Annotated in this window: 10 protein-coding genes; 7 read left to right on the top strand and 3 right to left on the bottom strand. The window is 71.6% G+C overall.

Annotated features, from left to right (window positions below):
• The 3 genes from DSZ44_RS06700 to DSZ44_RS06690 all read left to right on the top strand — a co-directional run bounded on the left by DSZ44_RS06700 (position 1) and on the right by DSZ44_RS06690 (position 4671).
• Positions 1–1194, top strand: coding sequence for an MFS transporter (locus tag DSZ44_RS06700; protein WP_146237490.1), 1194 nt, complete (start codon positions 1–3; stop codon positions 1192–1194).
• 103 nt (positions 1195–1297) lie between these two features.
• Positions 1298–3781 (top strand): gamma-glutamyltransferase, encoded by a 2484-nt coding sequence (gene ggt / locus DSZ44_RS06695; protein WP_220035113.1) that lies wholly within the window; start codon positions 1298–1300, stop codon positions 3779–3781.
• Between the two features lie 74 nt (positions 3782–3855).
• Positions 3856–4671: an exodeoxyribonuclease III gene (locus DSZ44_RS06690; RefSeq protein ID WP_110851830.1), complete on the top strand. Its 816-nt coding sequence runs from the start codon at positions 3856–3858 to the stop codon at positions 4669–4671.
• Positions 4672–4905: 234 nt separating this feature from the next.
• Here DSZ44_RS06690 and galK read toward each other — a convergent pair whose 3' ends face one another.
• From galK to DSZ44_RS06675, 3 genes are read right to left on the bottom strand one after another with little or no spacing between them, the layout of a single operon-like run.
• Complete coding sequence (gene galK, locus DSZ44_RS06685) at positions 4906–6135, bottom strand: galactokinase (protein WP_110851829.1); 1230 nt, start codon at positions 6133–6135, stop codon at positions 4906–4908.
• The gene (gene galT / locus DSZ44_RS06680) at positions 6132–7337 is read right to left on the bottom strand and encodes a galactose-1-phosphate uridylyltransferase (RefSeq protein ID WP_110851828.1); all 1206 of its coding nucleotides are present in this window, start codon (positions 7335–7337) and stop codon (positions 6132–6134) included. Before galT ends, galK begins: the two co-directional genes overlap by 4 nt.
• Complete coding sequence (locus tag DSZ44_RS06675; protein WP_258369285.1) at positions 7327–8169, bottom strand: DeoR/GlpR family DNA-binding transcription regulator; 843 nt, start codon at positions 8167–8169, stop codon at positions 7327–7329. The genes galT and DSZ44_RS06675 overlap by 11 nt, the downstream gene beginning before the upstream one ends.
• A gap of 176 nt (positions 8170–8345) precedes the next feature.
• Between DSZ44_RS06675 and DSZ44_RS06670 the strand changes: the two genes are divergently transcribed.
• The 4 genes from DSZ44_RS06670 to DSZ44_RS06655 all read left to right on the top strand — a co-directional run bounded on the left by DSZ44_RS06670 (position 8346) and on the right by DSZ44_RS06655 (position 13135).
• A complete protein-coding gene (locus DSZ44_RS06670) occupies positions 8346–9443 on the top strand; it encodes an ABC transporter substrate-binding protein (protein WP_110851827.1) in 1098 nt (365 codons plus the stop codon).
• A 121-nt stretch (positions 9444–9564) separates the two neighbouring features.
• Positions 9565–11115 (top strand): sugar ABC transporter ATP-binding protein, encoded by a 1551-nt coding sequence (locus DSZ44_RS06665; protein ID WP_110851936.1) that lies wholly within the window; start codon positions 9565–9567, stop codon positions 11113–11115.
• A complete protein-coding gene (locus DSZ44_RS06660; RefSeq protein ID WP_110851826.1) occupies positions 11112–12101 on the top strand; it encodes an ABC transporter permease in 990 nt (329 codons plus the stop codon). The genes DSZ44_RS06665 and DSZ44_RS06660 overlap by 4 nt, the downstream gene beginning before the upstream one ends.
• Positions 12098–13135, top strand: coding sequence for an ABC transporter permease (locus tag DSZ44_RS06655; protein ID WP_258369282.1), 1038 nt, complete (start codon positions 12098–12100; stop codon positions 13133–13135). The genes DSZ44_RS06660 and DSZ44_RS06655 overlap by 4 nt, the downstream gene beginning before the upstream one ends.
• Positions 13136–13227 lie beyond the last annotated feature (92 nt).

Here is a 13227-nt window from a genome sequence, read left to right as displayed (position 1 = left end):
GTGCCCCGGCGCCCTGGGCGTCTCGCCCGGGGCGTTCTCGCCGTCATGCTGCTGGCCGCGTGCCTGCGCGCGCCGGTGACCTCGGTCGGTCCGCTCCTCGAGCGGGTCGGTGAGGACACCGGGCTCGGCGCCACGGCCCTCGGGCTGCTCGGCTCGCTGCCGGTCATCGGGTTCGGCGTCGGCTCGGCGCTGGTGCACCGGCCGGCGATGCGGTTCGGCCTCGAGCGGGTCCTCGCGTTCGCGCTCGTGGCGCTGGCAGGCGCGGTGGTCCTGCGGTCGGTGCCCGTCGCCGGTGCGCTGTGGGTGGGCACCGCCGTCATCGGCATCGCCTCCGCTGCCGGCAACGTGCTCGCCCCGGCGGTGATCAAGCGGGACCACCCCGGGCGGATCGCGTTGGTCACGGCCTGCTTCACGGCGGTCATGACGACGACGGCGGCGACGGCGTCCGGGCTCGCCGTGCCCGTCTCGGACGCGTGGGGCGGCGGGTGGCGCCTGCCGCTGGGAGCGCTCGCCGTCGTCGTCCTGCCCGTCGCGCTCCTCTGGGTGGTCCGGGCGGTGCGCACGCCGCGGCCGGAGGAGGAGCACGCACCGGCCGGGCTGCCCGCCGCCGGGCGCCGCTCGGTGACGATGTGGCGCAGCCCGAGCGCGTGGGTGGTCAGCGTGTTCATGGGGCTGCAGTCCGCGTCGTTCTTCACCCTGGCCACCTGGCTCCCCACGGTCGAGACCTCCCTCGGCGTCGACCCGCGCGCCGCCGGTTGGCACCTGTTCGTCCTCCAGCTCGTCGGGATGCTCGCCGGGCTGCTCGTCGCCACGCTCATGCGCGGCCGCACCGACCTGCGACCGCTCGGCGTCGCGATCAGCCTGTGCATCGTCGTCGCGATGGGTGGGCTGCTGCTCGCGCCGCAGGTCGCCGTCGCCTGGGTCGCCCTGGCGGCCGTGGGGACGGGCAGCTCCCTCGTGCTCGCGCTGAGCCTCTTCGGGCTGCGCACGGCCCACTCCCGGCACACCGCCCAGCTCTCCTCGATGGCGCAGACCATCGGGTACGCGATCGCCGCGTGCGGGCCGCTGCTCGCCGGATGGGTGGGTGGCACCTTCTCGTGGAGCTTCGTGCTCGTCGTCGTCGGCGGCTTCGGGGTGGCGCAGCTCGTCGTCGTGCTCGGGGCCGCACGGCCGGGGCTCGTCGTCGGCCGCTGACGCCCGCGCGAGACCCACCCCGCAGTCATCCTTCCCGAGGATGTCGCCGCCGCGGGGACCGCCGTAGCATCCACGGACGGTCCCTACAGCACGGAGGACAACGATGTCGCACCTCGCGAGACGGCCGCACCGGCCGGCCACCCTCATCCTTCCGCTGACGGCGGTGCTCGTCGTCGGTGGCGTCCCGGCAGCCCACGGGCTGCCGCAGGAGTACGACAAGGAGGCGACCGCCACCGGCTACGACGGTGCCGTCGCCTCCCTCGACCCGTACGCCTCGCTCGCCGGTCTGGAGGTGCTGCGCGAGGGCGGCAACGCCGTCGACGCCGCCGTCGCGGCCTCCGCCGCGCTCGGCGTCACCCGCCCCTACGACGGCAGCATCGGCGGTGGCGGGTTCTTCGTCCACTACTCCGCCGAGACCGGGGAGGTGACGACGATCGACTCCCGCGAGGAGGCGTGGGCGGCGATGGAGCCGGACGTCTTCCTCGAGGACGGCGAGCCCATCCCCTTCGCCGAGCGGCGCGTCTCCGGGCTGTCCCAGGGCGTGCCCGGACTGGTCCGCGGCTGGGAGCTGGCGCTGTCGGAGTACGGCACCAAGTCGCTCGCCGAGGTGCTGGAACCGGCGGTGCGGGTGGCCGAGGACGGCTTCGTCGTCGACGACGAGTACGAGCGGCGCACCGAGGACAACCTGGAGATCTTCCGCGACTTCTCCTCGAGCAGCGCGACCTTCCTCGTCGACGACGAGGCGCCCGAGGCCGGCACCGTCATCACCAACGAGGAACTCGCCGACACCTACCGCCTCCTGGGCGAGGAGGGCGCGGACGTCTTCTACGAGGGCGAGATCGCCGAGGCGATCGTCGCGACGAACACCACCCCGCCGCTCTCCGACGGCGCGGAGCGGGAGGTCCGCCCCGGCGAGATGACCCTGGCCGACCTCGCCGGCTACGAGGCGCTCGAGCAGGAGCCCACGGTCGTGGACTACCGCGGCCTGCAGGTCTACGGGATGGCCCCGCCCTCGAGCGGCGGCTCGACCGTCGGGGAGGCGCTCAACATCCTCGAGGGCTTCGACCTCTCCGCCATGGCCGAGGAGGAGGTGCTCCACCACATGGCCGAGAGCTCGGCGCTCGCCTTCGCCGACCGCAACACCTACGTCGGTGACGAGGCCTTCCTCGACGTCCCGCTCACCGGCCTGCTGTCCCAGGAGTTCGCCGACGAGCGGCGTGAGCTCATCGGTGAGCGGGCCCAGGCACGTCCCGTCCCGGCCGGGGACCCGTGGCCCTACGACGACGGCGACGGCGACGCGGCCGACGCCGGCTCGGCGGAGGGGCACGGCTCGACGACGCACCTCACGGTGGCCGACAGGTGGGGCAACGTCGTGAGCTACACCTTCACGATCGAGCAGATCGGCGGCAGCGGGATCGCCGTGCCCGGGTACGGCTTCCTCCTCAACAACCAGCTCACGGACTTCGAGCCGGACCCCGAGCACCCGGCCAACGCGCCGGAGGGCGGCAAGCGGCCGCGCAGCAGCATGGCCCCCACGATCGTGCTCGACGACGGTGCCCCCGTCGCCGCCTTCGGCTCACCCGGCGGGGCCACGATCATCACGACCGTGCTCCAGATCGCGGTCAACCACCTCGACCTCGGGATGTCCCTGCCCGAGGCCATCGCCGCGCCGCGGCTCTCGAGCCGCAACGGCGCCGCCAGCGAGGCGGAGGCCGCGATCGCCGGCACCGCGCTCGGCGAGGCCCTGCGCGCCCGCGGCCACACGGTCAACGAGGTGGGCACGCTCGGCAACGCCACCGGCATCGCCTTCCTGCCCGACGGGCGCCTGCAGGCCGCCGCCGAGCCCGAGCGCTCCGGCGGGGGCAGCGCCATGGTGGTCCGGCCCGAGGACGTCCCACCGCCCTCGGCGTCCCCGCAGTTCCACCTGAGCAACGACTGGCGCGGCACCACGGACGAGGTCTTCCGCTACGGCCGCAGCGGGGACGAGGTCCTCATCGGTGACTGGGACGGTGATGGCACGGACACCATCGCGGTGCGCCGCGGGAACGTCGTCCACGTGTCCGGCGGTCACCGCGGCGGCGACGCGTCACTGGCCTTCACGTACGGGCGCCCGGGCGACACGCTGCTCGTCGGCGACTGGGACGGGGACGGGCACGACACGCTCGCCGTGCGCCGCGGCGCGGACTACCACGTGAAGAACCGGCTGACCGGCGGGGAGGCGGACCGCGTGGTCCGCTACGGCCGGGAGAACGACACGGTCCTCGTCGGCGACTGGGACGCGGACGGGACGGACACCTTCACGGTGCGCCGGGACGCCACGTACCACGTGAGGAACTCGCTGCGCGGAGGGGACGCCGACACGGTCTTCACCTACGGCCGGTCCGGGGACGTCACGCTGGCGGGTGACTGGGACGGCAACGGCACCGACACCCTGTCGATCCAGCGTGGCCGTGTCTTCCACGTGAACAACTCCCTGCGGGGCGGGGACGCCGACCGCGTCCTCACCTTCGGGCGCGAGGGGGACGAGGTCTACGTCGGCGACTGGGACGGCAACGGCACCGACACGCTCGGGGTGCGGCGCCACTGAACGGGCCGGCGGGACCCGCAGCGGCGGGTCCCGCCGGTTTCGGCCATGTCACCGCCCGAGGTGAGAATGGCCGGATGCTGAGAATCGCCACCGTCAACGTCAACGGGCTCCGCGCCGCCGTCCGCAAGGGCATGGACACCTGGCTCACCGACCGCTCACCCGACCTGCTCCTCCTGCAGGAGGTCCGCGCCCCCGACGACGTGCTCCGCGAGCTGCTCGGCGCGGGCTGGCACGTGGCCCACCAGGCCAGCGACATCAAGGGCCGGGCCGGTGTGGCCGTCGCCTCCCGCCTGCCCGCCACGGCGGTGCGGGTGGGCCTGGGGGAGGACGAGCCGCCCGTCGACACCGGCCGTTGGGTGGAGATGGACGTCGAGCTGCCCGGCAGCGACCGTCCGCTCACCCTGGTGTCCGTCTACGTCCACTCGGGGACGGCGAGCGAGCCCGAGCGGATGGCCGCGAAGTACGCGCACCTGGACAAGGTCACCGCGCGGCTCACCACGCTCTCGGAGCAGGCGGCGGCGGGGGAGCGGGAGGTTGTCGTGGGCGGGGACGTCAACATCGTCCACCGACCGGTGGACATCAAGAACTGGAAGGGCAACCACAACCGCACCTCGGGCGTGCTCGACCAGGAGATCGCCTACCTCGACCGCTGGTTCGACGACCTCGCCTACGTCGACCTCGGCCGCCGCCTCGGCGGGGAGGGGCCGGGCCCCTACACGTGGTGGTCGATGCGCGGGAAGGCCTTCGACAACGACGCCGGCTGGCGGATCGACTACCTGCTGTCCTCGCCCGGCCTCGCCGAGCGCGCCCGCACGGCCACGGTCGACCGCGCCGCCGCCTACGACCAGCGCTTCTCCGACCACGCCCCCCTCGTCGTCGACCTGGGCTGACCGATCCCCCGGGTCCCGCGGGGAGAGGCCGGGGTCTCGGCGGGAGAGGCCGGGTCCCGGGTGCGCCGAGAGCTGAGTTGTTCCCGACAGGGTGCGGTGAAGAACTCAGCTCTCCGCGAGGAGGGGGCGCGGCGGCGGTTCCGGGGTGCGTCGAGAGCTGAGTTGTTCCCGACAGGGTGCGGTGAAGAACTCAGCTCTCGGCGGGGAGGGGGCGGGGGCGGGCGCGCCGAGAGGTCAGGTGCGGGCGGCGGGGGCGCTCGCGGGGGCGAGGAGGAAGGCCGGCTCGGCGAAGCCGGCCGCGGCGAAGGCGTCGCGGACCTCACCGGCCACCCGTTCGGCCTGCCCCGCCGGGAGCAGCGCGATGGCCGAGCCGCCGAAGCCGCCGCCGGTCATCCGGGCGCCGTGGGCGCCGGCCGCCGTCGCGGTCTCGACGGCGACGTCGAGCTCCGCGCAGGAGATCTCGTAGTCGTCGCGCATCGAGGCGTGCGAGGCGGCCATGAGCGCCCCGAGCGCCGCGGCGCGGGCCGCGTCGAGCGGTCCGGCGTCGAGCTCCCCGGCGAAGCGGGCCACGCGCTCGATCTCGGTGACGACGTGGCGCACCCGCCGCCGGACGACGGGCTCGTCCAACGCCGTGAGCGCGGCGTCGAGGTCCTCCACCTCGCGCAGCGTCGTGACCCCGAGCTGCCGGGCCGCGCGCTCGCAGCTGTCGCGGCGCTCGGCGTACTGCCCGTCGACGAGGGCGTGCGGGGCCCGGGTGTCGATGACGAGGAGCTCCAGTCCCGCGGCCGCGAGGTCGAAGGGGACCTGACGGGTGGAGCCGTCGCGGCAGTCGAGGAGCAGTGCGCGGCCCTCCTCGGCGCGCAGCGAGGCGGACTGGTCCATGCCGCCCGTCGGCGCGCCGGCGACCTCGTTCTCCGCGCGCACGCAGGCAGCGGCGAGACGGGACCGGCCGGCGTCGTCCGCCGCAAGACCCAGCTCCCACAGCTCGTCGAGGGCGATCGCCACGGCGCACTCGAGCGCCGCGGAGGAGGACAGCCCGGCGCCGTAGGGCACGCAGCTGTCCACGGCGACGTCGAAGCCGGTCACCCGCTCGGGCGGCACGAGACCCTCGGCCACCAGCGCCCACGCGACGCCGACGACGTACGCCGGCCACCCCTCGACCGCACCCGCGGTGCCGGCCGGGCCGACGCCGTCGAGGTCGATGGTGCGCACGCCCTCCTCCTGGGCGGAGGTGAGCCGCACGGTGCGGTCGGTGCGCCGGCGGACGGCGACGTACGTGCGGTGCGGGAGGGCGATGGGCAGGCACAGACCGCCGTTGTAGTCGGTGTGCTCCCCGATGAGGTTGACCCGCCCGGGAGCCGCCCACACGCCGTCGGCGGGCTCGGGACCGAGGACGGAGGTGAGGAGGTCACGGGCCCGGCGGGCGCCGTCGTCGGCGGTCCAGGCGGGAGCGAGGACGCTCACGCGATGACCTCCCGCAGACGGTCGGCGATGCGCTCGGGGGTGGTGTCGGAGACCCAGGCGCCCATGCCGGACTCCGAGCCGGCGAGGTACTTGAGCTTGCCGGGAGCGCGCAGGACGGAGAAGAGCTGCAGGTGCAGGCGCAGGTCCTCGCGGCCCTCGTGGACCGGTGCCTGGTGCCAGGCGGAGATGTAGGGCAGCGCGATGGCGCGCTGCTCGCCGTCGGCCCCCTCCTCGACGAAGAACTGGTCCCCGGCCCGGAGCAGGCGCAGGTAGATCGCGGCGAGGTCGGTGCGCTCCGCGTCGGTGAGGGCGGGCAGGTCGGGGACGTCGCGGCGCGGGGCGAGGTGCATCTCGACGGGCCAGCGCGCGGCGGCGGGCACGTAGGCGACCCAGTGCTCGGACTCGGCGACGACGCGGCGGCCGGAGCGCAGCTCGGCCTCGAGGACGTCGCGCAGGAGGTTGCGGCCGGTGGCGGCGCGGTGCTCGCGCGCCTGGCGCAGCATCGTCGCGGTCCGCGGCGTGAGGTAGGGGTAGGCGTAGATCTGCCCGTGGGGGTGGTGGAGGGTCACCCCGATCTCGCGGCCGCGGTTCTCGAAGCAGAAGACCTGCTCGATCCCGGGCAGGGCGCCGAGCTCGGACGTCCGGTCCGCCCAGGCCTCGACGACGGTCCGCATGCGGCCCTCGTCCAGCGTGGCGAGGGAGGCCTTCGCGTCGGGGGAGAAGCAGATGACCTCGCAGCGGCCCGCCGCGGGGCGCACGGGCCACAGCGGCTCGCCGTCGAGGTGGGTGACGACGTCCTCCTCGCCCGGCACCTGGACGAGGGAGGGGAAGCGGTTCTCGAAGACGACGACGTCGTAGTCGTCGGCCGGCACCTCACCGTCCGAGTACGCCGCGCCGGGCTTCGCGGGGGCCAGCGGGTTCGCGTCGGCCGGGGGCAGGTGGGTGCGGTTCATCCGGTGGGTGGCCATGGGGACCCACTCGCCGGTGAGGACGTCGTAGCGCATCTGCGGGCCGGTGAAGGGCTGCGGCTCGCCGTCGGGACCGGGGACGGGGGCGAAGCGGTCCGGGAGCGGGCGGGGGTCGTCGAGACGACGGGTGGCGCCGCCGGAGACGTAGGGCTCGGAGTCGTCGAAGTAGAGGATCTCGCGGCCGTCGGCGAGCCTGGCACGCGTCTTGCGGACCGCGGGCGCGTCAGTGGTCATCGGTGGCGATCTCCAGCGAGAAGTCGTGGGTGGCGGCGGCTGCGAGGGTCTCCTCATCCGGCTCGGCATCGGTGACCAGGGCGGCGAGATCCTCGACGCCGCAGAAGGCACGCACCCCGCGAACGCCCCACTTGCTCGAGTCGAGCACGGCGACGACGCTGCGGCCGGTCGCGAGGAGGGCGGCGTTGGTCGCCGCCTCCTGGAGGTTCGGTGTCATGAGGCCGATGGTGGGATCGAAGCCGTGCGCCCCGAGGAACACCCAGTCGACCCGTACCGCGCGGAGGTAGTCGATGGTCGCGGGACCCACGAGGGCGTCCGAGGGTGTCCGTTCGCCGCCCGTGAGCACGATCGTCGGACTGGGGTGGGAGGCCTCGCGGGCGTGCATGGCGGCCTGATGGAGGATGTCGGCCGCCGGCAGGGAGTTGGTGATGATGGTGAGGGTGGCGAAGTCGGGGTGCGCGACCAGGGCGCGGGCGACGGCGAGTGTCGTCGTTCCCGCGGAGAGCGCGACAGCGTCGCCCGCCTCCACCCGCGCGGCGGCATGTCGACCGATGCGGGCCTTCTCATCCTGGTGCTGGGTCGCCTTGAGTGCGAAGGCGGGCTCCTCGGTCGAGCGGCTCGGGCTGACCGCGCCACCATGCACCCGGGAGACGAGTCCACGACGCACGAGGCTCGTGATGTCACGACGGATCGTCATCTCTGACACGCCGAGTTGATCGACCATGTCGGCGACGCGCACACCACCGTGCTGGCTGACGACGGCCAGGATCTGCTGCTGCCGCTGGCGGGCGAGCAGCGGAGATGAGGTGGGTGCGGCGCGGTCAATGCTCATGCGCTCAGTATGGCACACGAAGAACTCAAGAACGAACATGAACCACCAGACCGCATCGCGAGACTGCTCGTCCTGGATGGCTTGTGTTCGGGCTTGACTGAATCTGGCGTAGTCCGATAGGAAGGGTCCATTCGGCGGTGACGATGCTGTCCGATCGATTCGAAGGAGATTCGCACATGAGAAGTCCTGGGAACCGCATCCTCCTGCGCGGTGCAGCACTCGTCGCAGTCGCTGGCTTTGCCCTCGCGGGATGCACGAACGAGGGCGGCGGAGGAACGGACGGCTCGAACGAAGCGACCAGTGACAGCACGGTCGACACGTCTCAGCAGGTCCGCGACGCGGACGTCGGCGAGGGCGAAGGCTGCACCATCGACGACTACGGCGTGGAGGCCATCGAGCTCGAGGGCGCCAAGGTGGGCTTCTCCCAGTCGGAGCCGGACTCGGCAAGCTTCCGCGCGGCTGAGACCCAGTCCATCCGCGACGCGGCGGCTGAGGTGGGCGCTGAGCTCATCGTGACCAACGCGAACAACGAGCTGCCCAAGCAGATCAACGACATCCAGGACATGCTCAACCAGGGCATCGACATCCTCGTCGTCGCTCCGGTGAACTCCGACGGCCTGGACCCTGCGCTGCAGGCCGCGCAGGACCAGGGCGTGCCCGTCGTGACGATCGACCGCAAGGTCACGAACGAGTCGTGCTCCGACTACCTGGCCTTCCTCGGCTCGGACTTCGTCGAGCAGGGCGAGCGGGCGGCTGACGCGCTGGCCGATATCACCGATGGTGAGGCGAACGTCGCGATCCTGCTCGGCCCCTCGGGCAACAACGTCACCGACGGCCGGGCCAACGGCTTCAAGGAGCGTGTGGCGGCTGAGTACCCCGACATCACCATCGTCGCGGAGCAGACGGCCAACGCCTCCCGGAGCGAGGGCCAGGAAGTCACCGCCCAGCTGCTCCAGTCGAACCCGGAGATCGACGCGATCTACGCCTTCAACGACGAGGAAGGTCTCGGCGCCATGACGGCGATCACCGAGGCCGGCATGGTGCCGGGCGAGGACGTGGTGATCGTGTCGATCGACGGCACGCGCAACGCTGTCGAGGCCATCGTCGCCGGGACGTACAACGCGGTCATCGAGTCCAACCCGCGCTTCGGGCCCCTGGTCTTCGAGACGCTGCAGCGGTTCTACGACGGTGAGGCCATTCCCGAGGACATCATCATCGAGGACGGCGAGTACACCCAGGAGAACGCCGAGGAGCAGCTCGGGCGCGCTTTCTGAGCCAGCGGCTCTACCTCCTCACCCCAAGTGCGTCCCGGCGTCACTGCCGGTGCCGGGACGCACTTCGCCCACCCTCCCGAAGGAATCTGCTGTGCCTTCATCACCCCTGCAGACCGTCGACGTGTCAGCGGCGGCCTCGGTTCTCGAGGTCACCGGCGTGACCAAGCAGTTCGCCGGTATCAAAGCCCTCACGGACGTCTCGTTCAGTGTCGCCCCGGGCTCCATCCACGCACTCGTCGGCGAGAACGGTGCCGGGAAGTCTACGCTCATCAAGGTCCTCACCGGCGTGTACCAGCCCGACGCCGGCGAGATCCGCTACCGCGGTGAGCCGGTGAGCTTCTCCCGCCCCTCCGACGCACAGGACGTCGGCATCTCCACGGTCTACCAGGAGATCAGCCTCGTCCCCTTGCTCTCCGTGGCCCGAAACGTGTTCTTGGGGCGAGAGCCCCGCAACCGGCTCGGCCTCATCGACGTGCGCGCGATGAACCGTGACGCGCAGCGCATCACCGCCGACCTCGGCATCGAGGTCGACGTCACCCAGGACGTCGGCCGACTCGGGCTCGGCGTCCAGCAGATGATCGCCCTCGCGCGGGCCATGACGATCAACGCCCGCACCGTGATCATGGACGAGCCGACCTCGTCGCTCGAGATCCGCGAGGTCGAGACACTGTTCTCGGTCGCGCGACGGCTCCGTGACGACGGCGTCGGCATCGTGTTCGTGTCCCACCGCCTCGACGAGCTGTGGCAGCTGTGCGACGCCATCACCATCCTGCGGGACGGAGAGGTCGTCCACCGGGGCCAGATGGCCGACCTCGACCGCCGCGAGCTCGTCTCGCACATGCTCGGTCGAGAGATCGCCGAGGGCGTCAGGGAACGCGAGTCGGCATCGATCAGCACCGGCGACGCCGACGCCGCGGCACCCGTGCTGTCCGTCCGCGGGCTGCGGGCCCACAGGCGACTCCACGGCATCGACCTCGATGTCCGCCCCGGTGAGATCGTCGGCCTCGCCGGGCTGCTCGGATCCGGCCGGAGCGAGACCGTCAAGGCCATCTACGGCGACCTTGCCTCCGACGCCGACACGATCGACGTCGAGGGCACTGCCATCCGGCGGAACTCGATCCCCGCCGCTCTCGATGCCGGGATCGCCCTCCTGTCGGAGGACCGCAAGGCCGAGGGGATCATCCCCGACCTGTCGGTCCGCGACAACATCGTGCTCGCGGTCCTCGACCAGGTCTCCCGGTGGGGCGTCATCTCCGACGCGAAGGTCGACGAGCTCGTCGACACCTTCATCAAGCGGCTGAGGATCAAGGTGTCGAGCCCGCAGCAGCTGGTCTCCGAGCTCTCTGGCGGGAACCAGCAGAAAGTCCTCATCGCGCGCTGGCTGTGTACCAAGCCGAAGGTCTTCCTGCTCGACGAGCCGACCCGCGGAATCGATGTCGGTGCCAAGCAGGAGGTTGCGTCTGTGATCGACGAACTGGCAGAGAAGGGGCTCGCGGTCCTCATGATCTCGTCGGAGACGGAGGAGCTCGTCGACACCTCCGACAAGGTCGTCGTGCTGCACGAGGGTTCGGTCAACGACCGACTCTCCGGCAGCGACCTGACCCACTCACGACTGCTTGCGGCGCTGGTCGCCCCGACAATTCACGACCTCCAGGACGAGGTGGCCTCATGAGCAACCAGACAGCGGTGGCGGCACCTCCGGGCTCGGGCCCTGCGGAGCACCGCCGCGGCTCACCGATCAGCGGTGACTGGGTACGGCGCAACGGCGTCTACCTCGCGCTCATCGTGCTGGTGATCCTCAACATCGTCATCACCCCCCACTTCGTCACGACGAGCAACCTCCGGCTCCAACTCATCCAGACCGCCCCCACCCTCATCGTCGCGCTCGGGATGGCGATGGTCATCGGCACCGGAGGCATCGACCTGTCGGTCGGGTCGGTGATGGCGCTCGCCGCAGCCGTCATGCCGCTGTACCTGGGGTACGGGACGCTCACGGGTGTCGCGATCGCGATGCTGTGCGGAGCGGCATCGGGCTTCCTCGTCGGGACTCTGGTGTCTCGGGTGGGACTGCAACCCATCGTCGCCACGCTCGCCATCCTCGTCGGCGGTCGAGGACTGGCCAACGTGATCGGCGGTCAGATCAAGAACCTCAACGACCCCGGCCTGCGCTCGCTCGGCCTCGGCTCGTTCCTCGGCGTCCCCTACACGGTGCTGGTCGCCGCCGTGATGCTGCTCGTCGTCGGATTCCTGGTGCGGCGCACGACCTTCGGGCGCGGCATGGAGGCGATCGGCGGCAACCGTCGGGCCGCCACGCTCGCGGGGCTCCCGGTCAACCGGATCCTCGTTACCACGTACGTCGTGAGCGGAGTCCTTGCGGCGATCGCCGGGATCCTCCTGGCGGCCCGGTCGCAGGCGTCCGACCCGCGGACGCTCGGACTGCTCATGGAGCTCAATGCCATCGCTGCTGTCGTCATCGGCGGCACTCCACTCACGGGCGGCAGGATCCGCGTGCTCGGCACGCTGGCCGGTGCGCTGCTCATGCAGCTCATCACCTCGACCTTGGTGGCTCACAACATCGCGGACTCGATCGCCCAGATGACGCAGGCCGTGGTCATCGTCGGGGCTGTCTACGTCCAGCTCGGGAGGAAGACCTCGTGAAGACGACCACCGATCTCGGTAGCGTGACGTCGGAGAAGGTCGAGGTTACGGCTGCCGTAGTCAGCCGTCGGGAACGGAGTGCGCGCTTCGCGCAGCGCAACGGTGCCCTGCTTGTGCTCCTCGGCCTCGGCCTGGTGATGAGCCTGACCTTCGACTCGTTCGGCACTGCCAGCAACCTCAGCCAGATCGCCCAGCAGGCCTCCTTCTACTCGCTGCTCGCACTCGGGATGACCTTCGTCATCTTCACCGGGGGTATCGACCTGTCCGTGGGGTCGGTCTTCGCGCTGGGAGGTGTCCTCGGCGCGTGGGGTGCGAGCCACAACCCGCTCCTCGGGCTCGTGCTGCCGCTGGCGGTGTGCGGGCTGTTCGGCCTGGTGCAGGGAACCATCGTGGCGCGGACCGCGGTCCCGGCCTTCATCGTCACGCTCGCCGGACTGCTGTTCGCCAGGGGGCTGCTGCTCGTCCTCACCGACGAGGGCGCGATCACCTTCAAGGTGCCGGAGGGCAGCTGGTTCCTCACCCTCGCCCAGGGGTCCTTCCTGGGCCTCGGGTACACGGTCTGGCTGGCCGTGCTGCTGTTCGCCGCCGGGATGCTCGTGCAGTACCGCACGTCCTACGGATCCACCCTACTCGCCATCGGTGGCCAGCCCCTGGCTGCCGACCTCATGGGCCTGCCCGTCGCCCGCTCCAAGATGATCGCCTACACCGCGAGCGGCATGCTCGCGGGTCTCGCAGGTGCGTTGACCGCTTCCTACACGGCCTCGGGAGTGACAACCCTCGGTGTCGGCCTCGAGCTCACCGCGATCTCCGCGGTGGTGCTCGGTGGCACGGCTCTCATGGGCGGGTCCGGCTCCGTCCTGGGCTCGCTCGTGGGGATGCTCCTGCTCCAGGTCATCGCCAACCTCATCAACCGGCTCGGCCTGACCGACTCCAACTGGCAGGCCGTCGTCAACGGTGCCGTCCTCATCGTCGTCGCGACGGCACAGATCTACCTCTCGCGGGTGCAGGCACGCCCACGAAAGGCGATCGGCTGAACGTTGGCCGGTCACACCGCAGTCCGTTCACCACGTCGAAAGGTCAACAGTGACTCAGCCACATCGTCGCGGCCGGGGTAGCACCCTCCGGG

This window comes from Georgenia satyanarayanai (assembly GCF_900116375.1).
GTDB lineage: Bacteria > Actinomycetota > Actinomycetes > Actinomycetales > Actinomycetaceae > Oceanitalea > Oceanitalea nanhaiensis.
This window is presented reverse-complemented; position numbering and strand designations above follow the sequence as displayed.